18 protein-coding genes and 1 tRNA gene are annotated in these 22,307 nt (G+C 46.5%); 11 read left to right on the top strand and 8 right to left on the bottom strand.

Annotated elements, in window-relative coordinates:
- Positions 1-148: 148 nt before the first annotated feature.
- Positions 149-673 (bottom strand): NADPH-dependent FMN reductase, encoded by a 525-nt coding sequence (locus tag Q365_RS0103195; protein ID WP_028021986.1) that lies wholly within the window; start codon positions 671-673, stop codon positions 149-151.
- A 499-nt stretch (positions 674-1,172) separates the two neighbouring features.
- On the opposite strand from Q365_RS0103195, the gene Q365_RS0103190 reads away from it, so the two are divergent.
- Entirely contained in the window at positions 1,173-2,540 is a 1,368-nt protein-coding gene (locus tag Q365_RS0103190) for an ABC transporter substrate-binding protein (protein ID WP_245621480.1), read from the top strand.
- Between the two features lie 81 nt (positions 2,541-2,621).
- Positions 2,622-5,525 carry a methyl-accepting chemotaxis protein gene (locus tag Q365_RS0103185; protein ID WP_028021984.1) on the top strand — a complete coding sequence of 968 codons (2,904 nt, stop codon included), beginning with the start codon at positions 2,622-2,624 and terminating at the stop codon, positions 5,523-5,525.
- Between the two features lie 104 nt (positions 5,526-5,629).
- Here Q365_RS0103185 and Q365_RS0103180 read toward each other — a convergent pair whose 3' ends face one another.
- Positions 5,630-6,994 (bottom strand): MATE family efflux transporter, encoded by a 1,365-nt coding sequence (locus tag Q365_RS0103180; protein ID WP_028021983.1) that lies wholly within the window; start codon positions 6,992-6,994, stop codon positions 5,630-5,632.
- A 106-nt stretch (positions 6,995-7,100) separates the two neighbouring features.
- On the opposite strand from Q365_RS0103180, the gene Q365_RS0103175 reads away from it, so the two are divergent.
- Both Q365_RS0103175 and Q365_RS25330 read left to right on the top strand, forming a co-directional pair.
- Complete coding sequence (locus Q365_RS0103175; RefSeq protein ID WP_028021982.1) at positions 7,101-7,988, top strand: LysR family transcriptional regulator; 888 nt, start codon at positions 7,101-7,103, stop codon at positions 7,986-7,988.
- Between the two features lie 43 nt (positions 7,989-8,031).
- Positions 8,032-8,805 (top strand): heparin lyase I family protein, encoded by a 774-nt coding sequence (locus Q365_RS25330; RefSeq protein ID WP_081796123.1) that lies wholly within the window; start codon positions 8,032-8,034, stop codon positions 8,803-8,805.
- 109 nt (positions 8,806-8,914) lie between these two features.
- Here the strand turns inward: Q365_RS25330 and Q365_RS0103165 are convergent, their stop codons facing one another.
- The 6 genes from Q365_RS0103165 to Q365_RS0103135 form a co-directional block, all read right to left on the bottom strand.
- Positions 8,915-9,394, bottom strand: a complete 480-nt coding sequence (locus Q365_RS0103165) for a DUF3299 domain-containing protein (protein WP_028021981.1) — start codon at positions 9,392-9,394, stop codon at positions 8,915-8,917.
- 4 nt (positions 9,395-9,398) lie between these two features.
- On the bottom strand, positions 9,399-10,655 hold the full coding sequence (locus tag Q365_RS0103160) for an ABC transporter permease (RefSeq protein ID WP_028021980.1): 1,257 nt from the start codon (positions 10,653-10,655) through the stop codon (positions 9,399-9,401).
- Complete coding sequence (locus Q365_RS0103155; RefSeq protein WP_028021979.1) at positions 10,656-11,348, bottom strand: ABC transporter ATP-binding protein; 693 nt, start codon at positions 11,346-11,348, stop codon at positions 10,656-10,658.
- Positions 11,349-11,387: 39 nt separating this feature from the next.
- Positions 11,388-12,170 carry a zinc uptake protein ZrgA gene (zrgA, locus tag Q365_RS0103150; protein WP_028021978.1) on the bottom strand — a complete coding sequence of 261 codons (783 nt, stop codon included), beginning with the start codon at positions 12,168-12,170 and terminating at the stop codon, positions 11,388-11,390.
- A 495-nt stretch (positions 12,171-12,665) separates the two neighbouring features.
- Positions 12,666-12,741: transfer RNA gene (locus Q365_RS0103140), tRNA-Asn, on the bottom strand.
- Positions 12,742-12,889: 148 nt separating this feature from the next.
- Positions 12,890-13,864, bottom strand: coding sequence for a Gfo/Idh/MocA family protein (locus Q365_RS0103135; RefSeq protein ID WP_035024298.1), 975 nt, complete (start codon positions 13,862-13,864; stop codon positions 12,890-12,892).
- Between the two features lie 280 nt (positions 13,865-14,144).
- Here Q365_RS0103135 and Q365_RS26635 point away from each other — a divergent pair, with 280 nt between their 5' ends.
- The 7 genes from Q365_RS26635 to Q365_RS0103100 all read left to right on the top strand — a co-directional run bounded on the left by Q365_RS26635 (position 14,145) and on the right by Q365_RS0103100 (position 22,180).
- On the top strand, positions 14,145-14,813 hold the full coding sequence (locus tag Q365_RS26635) for a hypothetical protein (protein ID WP_245621479.1): 669 nt from the start codon (positions 14,145-14,147) through the stop codon (positions 14,811-14,813).
- Positions 14,814-15,030: 217 nt separating this feature from the next.
- Positions 15,031-15,639 carry a tetratricopeptide repeat protein gene (locus Q365_RS0103125; protein WP_028021976.1) on the top strand — a complete coding sequence of 203 codons (609 nt, stop codon included), beginning with the start codon at positions 15,031-15,033 and terminating at the stop codon, positions 15,637-15,639.
- Positions 15,640-15,745: 106 nt separating this feature from the next.
- Positions 15,746-17,710 carry an alkaline phosphatase D family protein gene (locus Q365_RS0103120; RefSeq protein ID WP_028021975.1) on the top strand — a complete coding sequence of 655 codons (1,965 nt, stop codon included), beginning with the start codon at positions 15,746-15,748 and terminating at the stop codon, positions 17,708-17,710.
- Between the two features lie 58 nt (positions 17,711-17,768).
- The gene (locus Q365_RS0103115) at positions 17,769-18,032 is read left to right on the top strand and encodes a DUF2960 family protein (protein WP_028021974.1); all 264 of its coding nucleotides are present in this window, start codon (positions 17,769-17,771) and stop codon (positions 18,030-18,032) included.
- A gap of 283 nt (positions 18,033-18,315) precedes the next feature.
- Entirely contained in the window at positions 18,316-18,552 is a 237-nt protein-coding gene (locus tag Q365_RS0103110) for a YdcH family protein (RefSeq protein WP_028021973.1), read from the top strand.
- Positions 18,553-18,885: 333 nt separating this feature from the next.
- A complete protein-coding gene (locus Q365_RS0103105; RefSeq protein WP_028021972.1) occupies positions 18,886-20,898 on the top strand; it encodes a GGDEF domain-containing protein in 2,013 nt (670 codons plus the stop codon).
- A 79-nt stretch (positions 20,899-20,977) separates the two neighbouring features.
- Positions 20,978-22,180 carry a PQQ-dependent sugar dehydrogenase gene (locus Q365_RS0103100; protein ID WP_245621478.1) on the top strand — a complete coding sequence of 401 codons (1,203 nt, stop codon included), beginning with the start codon at positions 20,978-20,980 and terminating at the stop codon, positions 22,178-22,180.
- Positions 22,181-22,307 lie beyond the last annotated feature (127 nt).

Below are 22,307 nucleotides of genomic sequence, written 5' to 3'. Positions count from 1 at the left end.
GGACGTGAGGTTGAAATGGAGGGTGGAAGCATGAAGAAAACCGGCTCAAGCCAGCGTAAGTGATAAATATTTATACCCAAGCAACCAAGCAACCAAGCAACCAAGCAACAACAAGATGCTTGAAGATGCTTGGGTATGTCATTTTAGGTTAACGAAGCAGATTCATCGCTTCAGCTAGTTCCGCTGATAACGCCTCATTGGTCAACACGCCAGCTTCACCATCAAAGTTATCAAAGAATGAAGGAATAGAGAGTGATGCTTTTAAGTCGCCATTAAAATGCGGACAAGATGCAGACGCTGACGCCAATACATTCTTCGCGCCACCAGGCCCTGGAGAGGTCGCCAGTAACACCATTTTCTTACCTTGAAACACTTTTTGGTTGATGCGGGAAGCCCAATCAAACAGGTTTTTGTAAGCCGCCGCATAGGATCCATTGTGCTCAGCGAACGAGATGACCAACGCATCGCACTCACCAATCTTATTGAAAAATTCCTGTGCTTTTTCAGGATGTCCGAGTTCTTCTTCCCTATCCGTGCTAAATAGCGGAAGTTCATAGTCATTAATGTCCAAGACCTCAGAGTCTGCACCATCAATCAGACTAACCGCATGAGTGACCAATTGTTTATTGATTGATTTCTTACTGCTTGATGCTGCAAAAGCCAGTACTTTCATACCTTTCTCCAAAATGGTTGTTTTTTCTTTGGTTTTCATCTTAACGCTTAAGCAACTTACTACTCGTATTACTTTTCAGATCTCCGAAAAATGCACTCGGAATCATCTCAAAAAACCTTAGTCACTCGCGCCACAACCCCTCGATACTAACATGAAAATAAAATCTTTAAATTCAACACCCTAGGAATAATGGGTTTAAATTTGAGTCATCAATCCCATAAATGAGTCATTGATTAACTACACTTTTTTAAGGAATTACCGTTGTACAGCGGCACTTAATCAGACTCGGGGTCACGTATTTGATATGAAAAATCTACAATCATTCATCACTAAGAGCCTAACATTACTCATTTTTTTACCAACGTTAGCGTGGTCAGCACCGACACCCGGTTCACAGTTGAATGTATTCATTCCCAGCCTGCCTTACTTGTATATCTCCCATTCAATTAATGGTGCGCTCTTGCGGCCGGCAGATAATGACCGCGGATGGGATTACGATATGGCCACTTCGCACCGAAAAGTGGACGACACGACGTACGAGTTTTCACTGCGTAAAGGTGTGAAATTTCAAGATGGCACCCCGTTCAACGCCGATGCTGTATTGCTCAATATGAAACACTTTAAAGAAGCGCCGTTTCTGTTCACAAAAATTGATACCGTGTTCGATAGAGCGGAAAAAGTGGATAACTACACGGTTCGCTTTCATTTAAAAGAAAAGTACGGCCAGTTCCTCAATGATGCCATTTGGATTCAGTTCTACACCGAAACCTATCTGGATAAATTTGGCTGGAATGGCAAAGCAACCTGCCCCAACCTTGCTGAGCCGGGTCCATACGGTTTGGGACCTTACATTCTCAAAGAAGGTTACATTGAAGGCGATCGTCAAACCCCCAAGGCTGTTTTGGTTGCTAACCCCAATTATTGGAACCCTGAATACCCAAAAATCGAAACCGTTACCGTCTATACCGAGCTTGATTCCAAAAAAGCGCTAGAGATGACACTCGATAACGACAATTCACTCGACATCATGCCCATCCCCTTCTCTGAGAAAGAACGCGTCCTGCAATCCCGATATGCCAAATTGGTATCAGCGCCTTCCACCAATAATATTGCCATCCATATCAACATGCGTACGGGTAATAAACGACTGTTAGACAAAGAGGTGCGCGTCGCGCTCAACAAGGCGCTGGATCAAAGAAGGTTGCTTGAAAAAAGCTATCAAGGAGAAGGACAAATCAGCCCAACCTTGGCGGCTCCGCTTTACCCTGGCGTCGACAAGGTTGTAAAGAATCTTAAAGCCTATTCTGAAGTTCAAAGTCCAAAAGCTATTCGAGACGAACTGAAGAAAACCCTCGATGGGCTAGAACTGAACGTCTATACCCAAGACCGGTTTATGTACATTTGGAAAGGCATCGATCGCGACCTAAGAAAAGTCGGCGTCAAACTCAAATTCAATATCACTAACAGTGAGAAAGATGTATTTGGTCAATTACTCTCAACCAATGCCAAGAAAAACACTGAAGACTGGGATCTGCTGGTTTGGGGTGACGACGATTGGTACTACAACCATCCTTGGTCAGCCTTCTTTGTTTACCGCACCCACAACGCTTGGAGTACGATTTTCCAAGACAACACGATGGATGATTACATTGAACAAATGTTCAAAGAATCTGTGGGAACCGCCGAGTTCGATGACATAGCCGAAAAGATTATGCGTAGAGCCTATGACAATGGCTACATGCTGTTTGTCCCCACCCCTAACAAAGTGTTGGCCGTCAACAAACAGGTCAACTACTCGCCTTTCCGTATGGCGAACATTCCCCTTTGGGAAATTAGCGTCAAGCCAGAACACTGGTCAGCAAAGTAAAGATTCTGCTGGCTGAAAACGTCATGGAATTGAAATTGGGGCGGCGAATTGCAGTCCCTCTTTAGTGAGAAAGGGTGTCGAATGTTTTCAAAGCTAAAAATAAAGCTTCTTATGATCTTCTTGATCATTGGTGTGTTACCCATTTTGATTGTGGGTTATTTAGCCCTCTCGCAATCTAGTTCAGCGCTGCAAAACCAAGCTTTTGCCCAACTAGTGAGCATGCGAGAGGTGAAAAAAGATCAGATCCTTTCCTACTTTGAGAGGGCGGTAAAAGACACTCAGGTACTTGCTGGAAGTGAGGACACAAAAAAGATTCAAAAATTACTGCAGTTTTATGCAAGCGATGAAGAGGTGGAGCGCAACGAAGCATTTCCAACCGATACCTATGAATATGAAGATATCTGGGAGAGTAACGGCCATACACTGACAGACTACGTCAGTGTATATGGTTATTCAGATGTGTTTATCATTCAAGCAGACACAGGCCATGTCGTCTTTACTGCCAATAAAAATAGTGACTTAGGTACCAACCTCAATACCGGACCGCTTAAAAACAGTCCATTAGCAACATTGTATAAAGATGTCCTCAAAAACAACAAACTAACGATACAAGACTATGAGCGTTATGAGGCTCAAGACAATGCGCCAATTGCTCTGATTGGCAGCCCAATAACGGATTTGAGCGGCAATGTTTTGGCCATCGCCGCTCTCCAACTTTCGATGGATGAAATCAATCAAATCATGCTGCAACGCACTGGAATGGGTGAGTCGGGCGAAACCTACCTTGTGGGACCCGACTTTTTGATGCGTTCAGATTCCTATCTATACAACGATACTCACTCGGTTATTGCTTCATTTGCCAGCCCTGCAGACGGCATGGTGAAAACCTCTGCGACAGAAAAGGCCCTGAACAATGAAACGGGATACGACGTTGCACGTGACTATAAAAACACGCTGGTACTCACTGCTTATTCCCCCATTCAGTTTGGCGAAAACAATTGGGCGCTAGTGGCTGAGATAGACGAAGAGGAAGCCTTTGGTCAAGTGATCGCTCTTAAATGGATGATTGGTATCGCCTTGCTCATTGGTGCTGCTTTAGTCAGTCTCGTCGCTCTCTTGGTAACTCGCTCTGTCACCACGCCCGTTATCACCCTTACTCGTAATTTAGAGACAGTGGCGCTATCTGGTGATTTTTCCGCAAGAGTTGCAGTAAAAAGTAAAGATGAGCTTGGTCAATCTGCCAGTGCCTTCAATACGCTAATGGAAAGTATGCAAGCCGCGATTTGCGACATCAGAAAAGTGATGGAAGGCCTCGCTGAAGGAGACTTCAGTCATCGCATAGAATCCGATCTCAAAGGCGATTTACTCTCCATTAAGCAAGCGACAAACACCTCGTTGGAAAACGTGGAAGCATCAGAACGAATGAAAGCGGAGTTAGAGCGAGACGCGAAGATTCAAGCGGAAGAAAATGCACGTGTTCGCCAAGCGCTAGACAATGTGTCGACTAATACCATGATTGCCGATAGAAACTTTGACATTATCTACCTTAATCGGGCAGCCAAAAATCTCCTGAGTGAAGCTAAAGACGATTTCTCCCAAGTTATCCCTCATTTCTCTCCGGAAGAGACCCTTGGCAAGAACATTGATTTTTTTCATAAAAACCCAGCTTATCAACGCAATATTCTCAACGACCTTAAAGATACACACTCAGTAGAAATGGCAGTTGGTAGTCGCATCATGGCGATTGCAGCCAACTCCATTCTCGACGAGAACGGAGAGAGAATTGGTACCGTCATTGAGTGGACAGATCGCACCGCTGAAGTAGCTATTGAGCGAGAAATTGATGGCATGGTTGATGCCGCCGCGCAAGGTGACTTCTCAATGCAGCTTTCGCTCGAAGAGAAGTCAGGCTTTATGCTCAAACTCGCTCAAGGCCTCAATTCTCTCACCACCAATACCGACACCGCGCTAGAAGATATGCAGCGAATGTTAGGGGCGATGGCTAAGGGTGACCTCACCCAGAGGATTGAGAAAAATTACAGCGGCCGATTTGGACAACTAAAAGCCGATGCGAATACCAGTATTGATAAACTCACTCAGGTCATTGGCGATATTCGTCGGGCCTCTGAAACCATCACCAATTCTTCCAATGAGATAGCCTCCGGCAACCGCGATTTAAGCCAGCGTACTGAGGACCAAGCGACGTCATTGCAAGAAACGGCAGTCAGCATGGAAAACATCACTGACACAGTGAAGGAAAGTGCAGAGAATGCCGTTGTGGCCAACAAACTCAGTGAAAATGCCCGAATCAAAGCACGAGAAGGCGGCAATGTCGTCATGAGAACCATCACTGCAATGGACCAAATTAGCGGTGCGAGTAACAAGATCTCTGACATCATTGGCGTCATTGATGAAATCGCATTCCAAACCAATCTACTGGCACTTAACGCGGCTGTTGAGGCCGCGCGTGCTGGCGAGCAAGGTCGCGGATTTGCGGTTGTCGCAGGTGAAGTGCGAAGTTTGGCACAGCGCTCTGCCGAGGCCGCGAAAGAAATCAAAGAGCTTATCCGCGATACCAACAAGAAAGTGGAAGACGGTGCCGAGTTGGTAAGTGAGTCAGGGGAAACCTTGCAAGAAATCGTCAGCATGGTAGAAGAAGTGAGTACCAAGATGTCTGATATCAGTGTGGCCGCACAAGGCCAAAGCACTGGTATCGAACAGGTTAACATTGCCGTTGTTCGCATGGATACCATGACACAGCAAAACGCAGCCCTTGTTGAACAAGCGACAACAGCGGGCGAAAGCATGCTTTCACAAGCTCAAGACATGAGCTCTATTGTCGAGTTCTTCACCATCACTGGCAAAAAAGAAGAAATTAAAACTCCCACATTCAAAAAAACCATAAAGAGGGCTGCCCCAAAAAAATCGGCTCGGGTAACCAAAGAAGATGATGATGACGATGAGATCGAATGGGGAGAGTTCTAAATGAGAAACCAGAAGAACCAGTCTATACGCAAGTAACCCAAAGATGAGCGGGTATAAAACGGGGAGCGACTGCTCCCCTTTTTGTTTTCGTTATGCTGTTTTCGTTATGCGACCGCTAGGTTTGGTATATCTTTATCAGGCTGTTGCTTAAGAATATGTCGCCACATAATCGGAATCACTATGGATGCAAGCAACACATTGGACAATGGCATTGACATCCACACGCCCTCCACACCGTACATTCTTGGTAATACCGCCAAAAATGGTAGCTGGATAAACATGTTACCCAAAGAAATAGCCAACGACGTTCCACCTTTGCCCACTGACAAGAAATACATTGATGCCAGAATAATGAGCCCGTCCAGATACATCGCTGATAAGTGTAAACGAATGCCTGTGGTTGCCTCTTGAATCAGTGCGGTGTTACCTGAATTAAACAGGCCAATTACGGTTTCAGGAAACACGTTAAGCACGGCCAACCAAGCAACGCCAGCCACTAACGATACAATCGTGGCAAGTTTCGCAACTTTAACGATGTTTTTGTACTGTTTCGCACCATGATAGAAGCTGACTTGTGGTTGCATACCCTCGGCAATGCCTTCTGCGACGACGTAGTAGAGCGTCATCAAGTAACCCACGACAGCGAACGCCGCTACACTGACGTTTGACCCATAGATCACAAACAGCTTGTTGTGAAAGGCCACCAGCACACCGTAATACATAAACATCGCCAGCGACGAGCTACCCAAGACTACCGTTTGCTTCGCGTCGGACAAGTTACCCTTCGCTGAGTGCTTAAATATTGAAAGCACCGAATGCTTAGAAAACAAATAAACAAACGCCATCATGACTGTGATTAGCTGCGCCACAATGGTTCCCATTGCGGCGCCTTTGAGGCCCCATCCCAATACACCAATGAAGAGATAATTCATCGCGATATTGCTCAGTGCACCTGCCACCATCATGGCAGTCGCGACGATCGGGCTATCATCATTTCGAATCAAAAATGGCAGTGCAGATGCAGCCACTGTCAGCACAGCACCAAACGAAAATATATATAGGTAGTCGACGGCATACCCTTCAGCAAGCCCCGTCGCACCTTGCAACTGCACTAACGGTTCGCCAAGCAAGATGATATAGAGTGAAGATAAAGCACCAAACAAGGCTGTCAGCCATAAGCCTGTCGCCATCGCATTACGCGCCGCGCCTAAATTCTCTTCGCCACGATATTGAGAGATCAGACTTCCCGCTCCCATACCGATCATTAGGCCAGCGCCGCCCACAATGGAAATAACCGGCCATGCGATATTCACCGCTTCTAGGCCTTCTGCCCCCACAAAGTGACCAATGAAAATACCGTCAACGAGATAATAGAGCCCGTTAACGATCATCGCCGCAATAGCAGGGACAGTAAAACGCCAAAACGTTTTCGTGATCGATTCACTCGGTTTTGGTTCTATAGCATGCATAAAAGACTACTTTAAAAGGGAAAATGAGACAGGCGCGATTTTGACGTTGTTTTGATATAGATAAAAGTTACAATCAATCCTAAAAACGGATAGGTTAGATGTCACGATGCAGTGGACACTTGAACAACTCAAAGCCTTTGTAGAATCAGCTGAAGCAGGCTCTTTCTCAGCGGGCGCACGTAAGCTGGGTAAGGCTCAATCTCGAGTGAGTACCGCCATCGCCAACTTGGAAGTCGACCTCGGGTTCGACTTGTTCGACCGCAGCGCCAAGCTTCCTGTGCTAACCGAGGCCGGTAAGGAAATGTTGGTGGATGCAAAAGCCATCTTGCAACAGTGCCAACGCATGAATTCACGCGCAATGGCGGTCACGCAGGGTGATCCTGTCGCCTTTACCGTTGCCATGGATGAAGCCGTACCCATGCAGACGTTTGAGATACTGTTTGCGATGTTGGCGGAGCACTTTCCCGAATTAAAAGTCACCATACTCAATGGCTCTCAAGACGACATTTCTACATGGGTGAGCGAAGGTCGAGCGGATATGGGGTTTATCTTCCGGGTTAAACCCCTATCGCAGTCACTAGATTGGTACGACATTACCACGGTTAATCAGGTGCTTATCGCGGCTTACAACCACCCTCTTTCCGCCATTGACCACCCTCATGAAGATGACCTGGTCAAACATCGCCAACTCGCCATACGCGACCGTTTGGGGTATTCACAAGAGCAACCCCTATCACCGCGCTATTGGCACATTGATAGCTATTTTTACATTGCTAACCTTGTTATGCGCGGTGTGGGCTGGGCATTCGTTCCCGCTCACGTGGCCAACCATGAATGGCTTGAAGGCACAGTAAAATTACTTTCTATCGATGAACTCTCTAGCCCACCACTTCTGACACTCAGTGCCATAAAAACGAAAAAGCGCGGTTGGGACAACGTCATGCTTTGGATAGACAGCACACTCCATACGCTCTACCCTGGACAGCACTCGTGATCCCGTAAGGACACATGCTCAAACTGCGGCTACGTTTTATGTTATGAAGATTGCTTTCAACGTAAAACGGGTTGCACCAATATTCGGTATAGTTATCGGTGGTTGTGCGTCCGTCTCCAGCCACCATTCAAGCCCAGCAGGCGGGTTTGAATGGTTTCAACGTTCGTTAAATACCACTAAACATGGTTATCGAATCGAGCCCGACATGACGGGAGCCGCATCGACACCAATGATCGACGTCTTCGATGTGCGCCCAGGAGATTGCTCTTTCAATTCGGGATGGAATGACTGCCTGAACGACCGCGAGCGAAGTGAGCTTTCAGAGATAAAAAAATCAACCGGTCTACATAGTGAATACTGGTACGGTTGGTCTATCTACTTTCCCGATACCTACCAGAATGTATATCCAACCAAAGTTGCGCTCGGCCAATTTCATCAAAAAGGCTCTCACCCTGTCTGGATGTTCCAAAACAGCGACGGCGGTTATCACCTTGATAATCAGGTAACGGGTCGCAGCAGTGAATATTATCTGCTAATTCAAGAGGCTACGCTTCGCGGTCGCTGGCATCGTGTCGAAGTTCACGTGCGATGGGAGAAAGACAAAACGGGCTTTTTTCGGGTATGGGTAAATGGAACTCAGAAAGTGGATTATGAAGGAGCAACAATGGATGCCTCCTACGTGTACTTCAAATATGGCCTTTATCGCTCTTTCTTATCTCGCTATAAAAGCAAGAACAACGTCGATAGCGTTCCAGCACAGACAGTCTATTTTTCAAATGTTAAACGCAGCCTTTCGCGACATGGGCTATCTCAATAACCCGCCCCGTTGACCATCAAAACCTGAACACATAGACGCGAAAAGTTAGCGAGTAGCAACAAAAAACCGCCCTAGCGTGGGCGGTTTGGTTATACAAAAGCCAAATCACTTATTCGTCATACGGCTCTATCGACACCCCTTCAAGCAAGTAACCTGCTTGAGCAATATCGTGTGAAACGGTTTGTGTTTTCAGCGTACCGACCACGTAAACCACATCCCAAAGTTCTTGAACTGGTGCGCCCGCTTCAAATTTCACGTACACGATTTGGTTTGGTGGTGGCGGTGGCACGTGAATACAAGCGCCAAAAAATGGCACAAGCAAAAACTCAGTCACCGTGTTGGCATCTCCTTCAAGAGGGATGACAAAACCCGGTATTTTGACCTGACTGTTATTAAGCTCAGCGCGGATATTTCCCACTAAATTTTGCTGTGTGACATCACTATTGTGATCGATCATTGGCATACCATTCTGAGCAAACATTTTTCGCTCGGCTTCCGGTATCAGGTCAATCCAATCAAGGGTCAAGGTATCGTTGGCTTGCGCCAACAAAGGCAAACACGTTGCCAACAATAAAAGTAATTTTTTCATTATGTTATATCCGTATCGTCATTCCGTCGGAAAGTGACTGGCGGTAAGCACGCAATGCAGGCAGTACACCCACCAGAAAGCCTGCGACCAAAACAATGCCAATCAAAGTCAATTCTTGTGTATTCAGCCAAGTTGAAGAAAGTTGAAGCCCATACTGACTCAACACAAATGGCGCGGAGACTCCGAGAATGATAAACAGTGCAAGTACACCCAATATGATCCCCAGTAGGGTTAAGAATACCGCTTCACTGATCAACAACGCAAAAATATGAGCAGGTCTTGCACCCATAGCCCGCAATATCGCCATTTCTCGTCGGCGTTCGTTCAAACTGGTCAGAAGGCTAGATAACATACCCAAAAGACCCGCAATCACGACAAAACCCGATACCACCAGCAAAGCTTGCTCTGCCACAGACATTAAGCCCCAAAGCTCGTGCAGCGCAATGCCGGGCATAATGGCGGTTAATGGCTCCCTTGGATATTCATTAATGGTTCGCATCAAAGCAAAAGTTTGAATCTTGCTTTTAAGCCCTACCAACAACGCGGTGACTTGCTCTGTTTGCAGCGTGTCTGGGTCAATGTCTTTGGCACTCACCCCGTCGCCCATCTGCACACCTCTTTCCCAGCCGACATGCACGGCTTCAATGGCGGGAAGAGAGACATGTACGCTTTGGTCAACAGGCGTTCCGGTTGGCGCAAGGATCCCTGTAATTGTAAATGGCAAATTGTCGTGACGACTAAACTTCACGTCTGACAGGCCGTGCGCAATGACAATATCATCGCCCATTTTATAGCCAAGCTTTGCCGCGACTTCAGCGCCGATCACGGTGTCAAACAGGCCCTCAAATGGCTGGCCTTCAGAAAAGGTAATAGGCTGCTTATTGCCATATTTATAATGCTTAAAATAATCCCCCGTGGTGCCTACCACACGAAAGCCTCGGTGAGAATCTCCAAGGGAAATAGGAATGGACCATGCCACGGCAGGATTACCTTGTATCTCTTCCACGCTAGACCAATCAATATTGTTGGTTGCATTGCCGATACGGAAAACAGAATAAAGCAGCAAGTTCACCTGTCCTGAACGTGCTCCCACAATAAGGTCAGTACCAGAAATGGTGTTGGCAAAGCTCTCTTTTGCTTGGGTTCGAACTCGTTCTACGCCTAACAGCAAGAGTAACGAAATCGCGACGGTCAATATGGTCAAAAAAGCCGTGGCTTTGCGGTTGTTGAGGCTCTGAAGCGCTAGTCGGAAAATAGCCATCTACACCAACTCCATTTGCGTGGCACCACGGTTAATTTCAGTCAGAGAGACGGCGCGGTCAAAATGCGATTCCAGCGTGTGGTCGTGGCTAACAAAAAGCAAACTGGTTCCTGCACGCTCACATTCTTTCATCAACAAGGTAATAAAGGCATTTCGGCTATCATGATCCAGTGCGGAGGTTGGCTCATCCGCCAACAATAAAGCTGGGCGCCCAATTAAGGCTCGGGCTGCGGCAACACGTTGCTGCTGGCCAATACTCAACTCGGTCACAGGCTTATTTAGGCAACTATCAGGCAGAGCCAACGCGCGCAACAAACGCGTCGCTTCTTCTTCAAGTGTGGCCTCGACACGCTGTTTTCTTAAAGAAGAAAATCGACAAGGCAGCGTCACATTATCAAGCACAGAAAGATAGGGCAGTAAGTTGAACTGCTGAAAGATATAACCCAAGTGATCTGCACGAAAAGCGTCTCTTTTGGAACCTTTCATTGCCGACAGTTCCGCATCCAAAATGCGCAGCTCACCCGATTGTGCAACATTGATGCCAGCGATCAGTCCAAGTAATGTCGACTTACCGCAACCACTCGCCCCTTTGAGAAATACTTTCTCATTTTGCTTTACTTCAAAATGAGGAATATCAATTTGCCACTCAGCCTGCCCTGGCCACTTAAAACATAGATTTTCAATTAACAGCATTTTTTGTCTTGAGGCCCCAATTGTGGGGCCACCCTAAAGCTAGAAACGAATGGTATTGGACTTTGACGTCAATTCAGTCGCCAACACACCTTTATCTGTAATGGCTTGAACGCTGATTTTTTCCGTCTTTTCAAATACAGTAAACCAGTCAGTTACCGCTGTCTCTAGGTCAGCAGGACTGCCGCAGTTATACGTGTACTGAGCCGAAAACTCGCCGTGTGATGAGCCTGACTTTTCATGTTCGTCATGGTCATGTCCTTTGTGGTCATCATGACCCGCATGCTCGTCGTGATGCTCTTCATGCGATGCATGTGCATCGTGGTCATGATCTTTGTGGTCATCGTGATCGGCATGTTCGTCGTGGTGTTCATCGTGCGAAGCATGTGCATCATGGTCATGATCTTTGTGGTCATCATGATCGGCATGTTCGTCGTGGTGATCATCGTGCGACGCATGTGCACCATGGTCATGATCTTTATGGTCATCATGCTTATCAAGGGTCTGCGTCACCAACGCTTCCACCAGCTTACAATCCGCTGAAGCGTTCAGCGCGACCAAGGTGCCAGGCTTTTTAAGAACGTCTATTGCCTTGAGAATTGCGGCTTCCTGTGCATCATTTTCAGGCGCATGCTCAAATCCCACTATATCGCTTCCTGGGGCAGTGATCTCAACCAAAAAGTCATTTCCATCCTGAGCCATGTGCCATTCAACAACACCGTGTTGATGAGAATCATGTTGAATAAAGTCGCCATCTTTCGCGGCAACCGATGCGGTCATCCCCAATGCTATTGCACTAAGCGTAAAACAAGTTTTAGTAAGCATGTTATCTCCAGTTAATTTAAAAAGTTCTTATCTCGAAGGTGAAGAACACACTGGGGGTGCACGCGCTTTGGGAGCAAATGATAAGGTTTGAGGGGGAGAACAAGGAACGTCGAACGTGACATAGCCAATGGCCTTGACCACAGGAATAGCAACATTGGGAGGCGTAGTAAAAGGAACGCCCATCGCGCAGAGAGCGCAATGATGGTCAGACTTGAATGAATGTTGATGACTGGCTTGATGCTCGGAAAACGCAAAACCCTGCCAACCCAAAAGGACAGCAAGACATAAAGGCAGTAATACGTTACGAAGCAATAGCAGCATGATCCATCAAGCTTTTTCCGTGTAATGTTATAATATAACATTACACGTGGCTGCCGTTAACCCGATATCAGAATTTTGTCATGAATGATGGAGTGCAAAAGGTCAGACTCGCGACAAATCGCGTAGCGATCGCCCAGACGCAAAAAACCCGCCATAAGGCGGGTTTCTTAAATTTGGCTCCCCCTGCAAGACTTGAACTTGCGACATACGGATTAACAGTCCGCCGTTCTACCGACTGAACTAAGGGGGAATTGTGCGTTCCAGAGAACGAGAGTGATATTAGGAAAAGCACGCTAGGCTTGCAAGCACTAATTCACATTCCGCCGCATTTTTTGAGTCAAGTGGCTAATTGATAACCTATTCCAGCCATATCACCGTGTTTCAAGCAAATGCTCGCTTCATTTTGAAAGAATTTTCTCCATGGCCCACGTGGTGTTTCGTGCGCTCTTAGCAAGGCTTGGGTGCGTTTTTTGTCCTTTTAAATGCTTCACCATGTTTTCCACATGAAAATACTGCACAGGGTCGGGGTTTTCTTGAAGTGAAGTTAACGATTCCAGCCCTTCCAATACAAAGTCTTCTTCGCCAAAAACAGAGCACACAATCTTTCCTTCGCTGCCAATGATCTCCACACGATCTTCTCGCGTGGCCGCAGCAAAATTCCAGTAGCCCGAGCCGAGCACACCTGATTCAAACGCAAAAGACGCAGATACGGCATCCTCAGCCTCATAGTAACCCTGCTGGTTAGACGCAATGCCATGAGCCAGTGTAATGTCACCAAACCACTGCTGGAACAGATTCAAGCCATGGCTGGCCAAATCGACAAAATAGCCGCCACCCGCTTGACTGGGATTGACTCGCCAATTTGCCTCGCCCGCAATATCGTTGGGATTGGGGGCACGATGATAGGTCCAGTGGATATGTCGCACTTTGCCAATTTTGCCTTGAGCGATCCAATCACTGACGGTGCGAAAACGAGGTAGAGAACGGCGATAATAAGCGACAAACAAAGGGACGTTGGCTTTTTCGAAAGCGGCAATCATGTCATCGCATTCGGCAGTGCTTAGCGCCATGGGCTTTTCGACAACACAGGGTTTGCCTGCTTTGGCAGCCATCAACGCGTATTCCCGATGACTATCTGGTGGTGTCGCCACATAGATAGCATCAATGTCTGGATGATTAATCAACTCTGTCGCATCAGTCGTGTATTCCGGAATATCGTGTCGCTCGCAGTAGTCTTTTGCCTGCTCTTCACGACGCGCCGTGACTAGATTGAGTGATGAACCTTCGACTTGAACAAATGCAGGGCCACTTTTTCGCTCTGTCACATTTCCACACCCAATCATGCCCCAGCGGATCGTTGTTTGTTTCTTCATCTTTTCCAACCTTAAGAATTCATAATTGGTTTTAGATCTAATCTCTTATGGCAATTTCCTGCAATTAGAACACTTTAACCACAACTGTCATTTTATCGTTAAATCTCAAATATAAGTCATTTCATTTCATTAGTAATTGCTACTGTAGTCATCCGCCCATCACCGAATGGGCAATTGCACGCACATTAATGGTGCAATATTCAACACGCAATGTGGCGATTATTTTGAAGCGTTTGTTCGCTAATAACCAAGGTAGTCGTTCGATAGTACGGAGCTTATGATGCCGCTTAAAAACACACAGAAAACCGCCATCTTGAGCGCTTTCGGACATTTCTTTTTATTTTCAATTTTGGTTGCTCTTCCCGTCGCCATCCTCAAGCTCGATCTTAATGTATTGAAAAATGACATTTCCGAACAATCACTCACCGAATATAGTGAGAAGCTTTTACTGGTAGCAACAATCCTCTGCTACCTCTACGTTGCAAAAATAGACCCTTCTTTTCGCCGTTTTAGTGCATTAGTCATCGGTTTTTTTGCCTGTATGTTGATTCGTGAACTCGACAAATTTTTTGATGACTGGGTAATGCATGGTTTTTGGAAATACCCTGTCACACTCGTAGCGGCAAGTGCCATCTTGTATTCATTACTCAACAAAGCAGAAACAATGAAAGGGTTTAGCGACTTTGTCAGCCATCGATATTTCTCAATTCTTAGCTTAGGGCTAGCGCTTCTATTGGTATTTTCACGCCTTTTTGGCATGAGTTCGCTATGGGAAGATGTACTGACAAACGGTTATGTTCGAACCGCTAAAAACGTTGCTGAAGAAGGCACAGAGCTTATGGCTTATTTCACCATTTTTTACGCCTCGCTCCGCTATGCCTTGGATAAAAGGCGCCGTTCAATAGAGCACCACGATCATTACAACTGCGATCTCAACTCGTGCAGATAAAGTGACTGAACGCCAGTCAGTCAAGCCAACCATCGACATCCGCAAGGTACAAAAACCAGTTTGCTTTTGGTAACGACAGAAGTATCTCTAACCACATATCTTGCGGTGGTTTCGATCAGTAGCATTCATTTAAATCCCAATTTTGGTACGTCTCCCACTTTTGTCGCTTCTTATACTGGGGATCTTGTACGCACAGCAATCAAAGCAGGAGCGTGGTATGAAGTGGTTGTTTCCCTTGTTGTTTGTTAGTGCAACCAGTTGTTCAGACGAGACCCTCCCGCTGGTCACCGATTGTCCCACCGAACAGAATTATTCAACGGCATTTCTTAACAGCGATTTCTATCAAGGATGGCAGACTCTCCGACGCGGAAAGTCACCGAGACAGAACTGTGACATTGCGTCACCTTACTTCGTAACTGGCGTCAGCAAAGAAACCGCGTTTGAACTTTCCACTCTTTACCTCGACTTTTGTAACGATACGCCTGATATCAACGCGCTGAACACCAGCAGCATTTATCAGAGTGAGAAGTTGACGCATGGTATTGACTACGATGAATTCAAATGGGTATTGGACTTGGCCTTGTGCAATAGCCCTGTTGAGCAATATGCATTAGGTAAAATGCTTCACGATGGATTTATTACTGATCAGGATACAGAGAAAGGCATCTATTTCTTAAGTCTTGCCGCGCACCAAAACCACATTCAAGCCCAGTTTGCGCTCTCTAATGCATTAGAGGGGATCAATGAAGATGTAATGGCCGCACTCTGGCTCGACAATGCAAACCACCTTACAGGACAAGCCCTAGTGGGGAGAAAAGCAAATTGACGGCGACTTAAGTTGCGAATTTGCATCAATTTACACTTGTGACGCTACAAATTCTGTTTCTTGCCACGTAGAGTAAGGGGATAAGAACTGAATCATTGAGTCTGACATGTCGACGTCGCTGCCCCTATTTTTAGCGGGGCCTATTTTAAGAAGAACCACTCAACATGAGCTTTGTGTCTGGGCAGTCACCTCTGCACCTCTTGACGCCGAGTTTGCACTTTATTCACCAGACAATGAACACGCTATTTTTCGCGCCCCGTTCAGTGCTCAGAAGCAAGTTAAGCTTGGTGAGCAGTGTTTTGTTGTATTCGCCCATTTCTCCAACGGCAACACAGCCGCAACGGATAGCGAGCACAGCGCCGGTTTCCCCATTGATACACCACTTGAATACGATATTCTGACAGACCAAGGCTCGTTGTTGTCAAGCATCGACGGTCTGCTTTATGCCGAAGAGAAACGGCCAACATTTATCATCTCGACACGCGCTGAAAATATCGCTCACGGTTCGTGTCGCCACCCTCACCACCGCTGTGATGACGCACTCGTGGCGCTCGACAACAAATACAATGCCACTACGGTCCAAGAACGTGCTGATCTTCTGATAATGGGTGGCGATCAGATCTACGCGGATGATGTTTGTGGCCCAATGATGTTCGCCATTCGAAAGACAATCGGCATGCTTGGGCTGTACGACCAAAAATTGGACGACGACACCATTACGCATTGCAGTCAATTAGCTCCTGATACCATGCCATTTTACGGGCGCTCTGAGCGACTACCACAAACCACGGTGAACCATGGCCTGATCAAGCGTTTGCTCAAATCCGCCCCTGAGCCGGTATTCAGTTCGAATACCACGGAAAACCACCTGATCAGCTTCAACGAGTTTATCGCAATGTATGTATTGGTGTGGTCGCCAACATTGTGGTCTCATATTTCCCTTCCTGACGCCGATAGCGTGCAGGGATTAAGTGATGAGAATAGGCTGCGGTGGACAAGGGAAAAACAAGAGCTTTCTCAATTCTGTTCGGGCTTGAAAAATGTCAGGCGTTTATTCGCCCACATTCCTACCTACATGATTTTTGACGATCACGATGTTACTGATGATTTTAATCTCACGGTTGGTTGGGAGCGGGCAGTATACGAATCGCCTTTAGCACAAAACATATTGACCAATGCCATGCTGGGGTACTTCTTCTGTCAAGGCTGGGGAAACAACCCAAACGCATTTGACGAGGGCTTTTGGCACACCATTACCCTATTCGCAGCGGAACCCACACCACGTACCCTCAATGAAGTAAGCCAGCTTATCCTTCATTTTGAGCGTTGGCACTACACGCTTCCCACGACACCTAAAGTGGTTGTGTTAGACACGCGAACACGGAGATGGCGCTCTGAGTCCAGTAGCAATAAACCATCAGGATTAATGGACTGGGAATCCCTCATGGATTTTCAGCAGGACGTCATTGATTCCAATGCCGTTGTCGTCGTGTCGCCTGCACCGATGTTTGGTGTGAAATTCATTGAAACCCTGCAGCGTGTTGTCACCTTCTGTGGGTACCCTCTGGCAACTGATTCAGAAAACTGGATGGCGCATCCTGGTTCTGCCAATGCACTGTTGAACATTTTCAAACACCCCAAAACGCCGAAAAACTTCGTGATCCTGTCTGGTGATGTTCATTACTCTTTTGCCTACGACATTCGGATACGTTTTCGAAAAGGAAGCCCAAGAATATGGCAAATCACGTGTAGCGGCTTTCGCAATCAGTTCCCTGAACCCTACTTGTCTGTTTTTGAATGGTTTGACCGCAAGCTATTCTGGCCAGAATCCCCCCTCAATATTTTCACGCGCCGAAAGCGCATGCGTATTGAAAGACGACGCCCTGACAACGGTAGCCCCCAGCTTCTGGTGAACGCCAGTGCGGTGGGAGAAGTAAAACTTCACCCAGACGGTTCCCCAGCCATCATTGGTTTGCTAACAGGCTCAGGAGAGCAGATAGTGTTCAATCCCTGTGAAGAGCATCCTAGTGAATCTTATGTTTCTCGCTCTGATTCTGTGACGCGGGATTGACTTGCAGAGGTGGCTGATAAATACTCCGCCACCTAAAAAACTTGTTCAAGGTGCAGATATGTCACGCCAACTCCAATATGAATACAAAGGCGAAACCAAAGTCATGACTTTCTCCTACCGTCAGCACCGCTCTCCACACGAAGCTGCTGCCGAAGCGGAAGGTATCGACATCACTGACTTTCTGAAAATGGAAAGACAGCTCGAAGTGATTGCGGACGGCAAAGCGGTGAGAAATCACCGAGACAGCTACTTCAACAAGCTTGGATTTAGCAAAATCTTCTTGTTGAAGAAAGAAGCGGCGTCAATCAAAGACAATCGCTAAGTGCTACAAATGCCTTAATGCCAGTGACGGGATAGTTATCACTACCCGTCCTATCTGCAAGACCCGTTTTACCATCAAGACTTGCCCTCATCCCCTATCACCTCCTGCTAGAATCCCATCGTCTTTGTTCTTATCCTCTGTGTTGTGAGCACAATGCAAGAAGAGCCAAGTAACGTCGACTTGTTCACGAAAACCTCTTCACCATCGTCACCATCATTGTTGGAATGGCGTTTGGAGAGATGCGGTAGCGTCAGGCGTTCGTCAATTACCTACAGGAGCGACTATGCACGGTGAAAATCACGCACTCATGTTCGAGTTCCCCGAGTTAAAAGACAAGATTCACGATATGAAAATGGCAGACACTGCCTTCTGCAGCATGGTTGATGAGTACCACCATCTCGACCACAAAATTCGTGGTCTTGAAATGGCCAAAATTCCTACCGATGATGACAACTTTCGACACTTACGAATGCGGCGCGTACAGCTCAAAGACGAAATTTATCAGCAAATTACTCAATAACCACACCCAACAACCACAATCAACAACGCTATCAATCAAGCTCACAAAGCTAAATTCAAAGCCCGTCTCGCCGTCTTCAAATCTCGTGTACGGGCTATTCCCCTATTATTCCCTGCATTCCATACCCAATAAACAGCTTCAAATCCATCGCAGGAAAAATGCCTTATCCCTATCTACGCTTAACGAGAGATGATTTAAACAATCAAACAATCGTCTCCAAAATAAGACACGGAGAAATCTTCCGGTTGAGTAATCTATAGCCACTAAAAATATTAAAGATACCTTCAATACATTTACTCATATATCGCGATGTCGGTCAGGGAAGCTCAATCAATGCGTATACCTCTCATTCACTCGGCTCTATTGATTATTGCAGTGCTTTTCACTGCGAATGCTCACGCTACGGTAGAGAAGACACAATCTTTCGAACGCGCGCTAAACGGCGTGCAATCAATCCTTTATTCTGTGCCTATCAAGGCGAGAGCCTTGTTAAGTGAACTCGAGAAGGTCGAACTAAAGGAGAATCAGCCTCTGCCTCTTCTTGCTCGTTATTACTTGCAGAAGTCGACTGTTGATTTGATTTTGAACGACCCCGAGAGCGCGATTGAGGCGGCAAACAGAGGTATAGAACTCACTGCTAGCGACCCATTGCTTCAAGCCGACAGATTTTTGATGCAGTTACGGCTCAGCCAAGCCCGGATACTGAAAGGGGAAGAGGCGCTCGTACTTACACAGCTTGATGAGCTGCTGGAAGAATCACAGTCTCTCAATAACCCCGAAGTCACCGCAGAGATTTTGTTGGTAAAGGGTCAAGCCTATAAAGCACAGAACGATTACGATGTATCGATGGCAGCCTTAATGAGTTCATTAGAAGCCGCGAAGAATACTGACAATGATCTGCTTATTGAGCGCATTGCATCGAACCTTGGCGGAATTTTGGTTCAATTGAATGGCTTTGATAAAGCCTCGCTGTTACTCGAACAGTCATACCAATTTTTCCGTCAACGCAAAATGTCATTTAACCAACTGCTGGTTAAACTCGACATGGCTGAGTTGGCGAAAAAACAAGGCGACAAAAACCAAGCCTTGCTCGAATACAAACAAGCACTGCAAATCGCAGAAGTGCTTGGTGATGGCTCTAACCGCTTCCGCATCAATCTACAAATTGCCGACCTACTGCTTCAAGCTGGCGACACAAAAAACATGATGCGTTACTTGAAGGCCACGGATACGTTGCGTGAACGTGAAAACATCCGATATTACATAAGCAAATATAACTACCTAAAAGCCAATGAAAGTTTGCTCAGCAATAACTATCAAGCCGCGATTGACCTCGTCACTCCGCTCATGGGTACACTCAAAGAGCAGGCTCGCTTGTATCGCTCAGAGATTGCACTTTACTTGGTGGCGTCAAAAGCACATTTTGGGTTGGAAGACTATAAGAATGCTTATCTGACGTTACTGGATTACCAAGAACGCTTTAATACTTTTACGTCGGATGAGCAGGTTGACAGTTTAGAGCGACAACAAATGTTGTTTAACCTCGAAAAACTCAAAGCCGAAAACCAGCATTTGAGCTGGAACAATGTATTACAAACCCTTGAATTAAAAACCAATGAAGACAAAGTTGAATACCTGAATGTCATAATTGTTGCGAGTATCGGTGCCGCTATCATTGCCTCACTCATCGCACTTTGGGTAAACCGACGCCGTATTCGCTGGGGTAAAATCGCCAACACAGATAGTTTGACCGGGCTATTCAATCGCCGCTACTTCGGTGCGCAGCTTGAGCGCGTTCAAAAAGACATGGCAGCGGGCGATATGCCAGTGAGCTGCTTACTCCTCGATATCGATCACTTCAAACAAGTCAACGACACCTATGGGCACCCAGTCGGTGACCAAGTGTTAGTGGGGGTTGCCGAACTGTTCAATAGCAACCTCCGTCGTGATGACATATGCGCACGCGTAGGTGGTGAAGAGTTCATGCTGCTGCTCCCCACGAGTGAAATAGAGAAAGCGTCGGTGATCGCAGAAGACTTGCGCCTGCGTATCAAAGAGTTGTCGTTCCAAAGCGAGCAAGGTGATAGCTTTAATGTTACGGCGAGTTTTGGTGTCATTGAGATAGGAAAAGATCAATCGCTCTCTGACATACACAGCGATGTCGACAAGCTGTTGTATCGCGCCAAACAAAATGGTCGAAATCGTGTTGAAAGCACCATGAGTAAGGAAAGCGAAGAGAAACCAGATTCTATGACAAACAATAAGCATAATCTGAACGATCGTGTGCAACGTCTATCTCGAGGCGTTAGACGATTGAAGTTTCGATTCGCACAACACTTTACATAGTTCGACACGCGTTATTCACGTAATACTGATAAACGCGCTAACCATCTGTTTAGCGCGTTTATCGTTAAGGATAGGTGTTTTGTTTACCGTCACTCATTTTGCACATCTCCGTCATGTTATCGCGCGTCGCGCGGCCTCATTTGCTTTTCTGCCTGTCGTTGTGGGAACACTATTGGTTACCCCTGCACATGGTGAAACCATCAAGTCGCAGAAACACAGTTTTACGGTCAGTACATTAGCCACTGGCCTTAATCACCCTTGGTCATTGGTTTTTCTTCCTGATGCTTCCATGCTGATATCTGAACGAAATGGTGGGTTGAAACATGTGTCGACTGACTATGTCGTCACGAATGTTAACGGGCTGCCAGACAAATTGAATTATTCTGGTCAAGGCGGTTTGTTAGGTTTGGCATTATCTCCAGACTTTGAAACCTCAAAGAAAATCTACCTCGCCTACGCAGAAAAAGGCGACTATCGAAAATCAGGTACCAGTGTCGTCAGCGCCACGCTAGACGAAGACACCCGCACTGGCGCCAGATCGCTCTCCAATATCACCCAAATATTCCAGCAATATCCCAAACTGGCGGGTGGCCGTCATTTTGGTGGCCGTTTACTCGCCACTGAGCAGCATCTATACATTGCATTAGGCGATCGTGGCAATCGAGATAAAGCGCAACAGAATGATTCTCACATCGGTACGCTAGTGAGGCTCAACCTCGATGGGTCGATTCCTGAAGACAACCCTTTCCTTTCAGACCCAACCGCCAAGCCTGAGATTTTCAGCTTCGGTCATCGCAATATACAAGGGATGACATTGGATAATGACGGCACGTCGCTCTGGACGCACGAACATGGCCCTCAAGGGGGTGATGAGCTCAACCTGATCACGTCCGGCACAAACTATGGCTGGCCTACCATCACTTATGGCGTGAATTATGTCACTGGCTCATCGATTGGTCAGGGAACGACCGCTGAAGGAATGGCGCAACCTGTGGAGTATTGGGTTCCATCGATAGCCCCTTCTGGTCTGGACATGGTTAAGGGAAAGGCTTTTCCAAACTGGCAAGGAGATATATTGCTTGGTTCGCTAAAATTTGGTCTTTTGGTGCGTTTGGAAATAGAAGATACACAGGGTAAATATGTTGTCGCACAAGAAAAATTACTGGATGGTAAATTTGGTCGTATTCGAGATGTCGTCGAAGGGCCAGATGGTCTCATTTATCTTTTAACGGATTCGTCTGATGGTGCAGTGCTCCGTCTCTCTCCAGCGCCAATAAATTAGGATGCAGATTGTCTGCTATATGACATTCAAAACACAAAGTGTAAAGAATTCATTACAAGCATAAATTTTTTATTCTGCCCGAATATTGGTGTATTTTTGGAAATGAATCGCCAAAAAATCCATGTAA

Origin of the sequence: Enterovibrio calviensis DSM 14347 (genome assembly GCF_000621165.1) — a bacterium.
GTDB lineage: Bacteria > Pseudomonadota > Gammaproteobacteria > Enterobacterales > Vibrionaceae > Enterovibrio > Enterovibrio calviensis.
The sequence above is the reverse complement of the archived record's forward strand: the minus strand, read 5'-3'. Positions and strand labels throughout refer to the sequence as shown.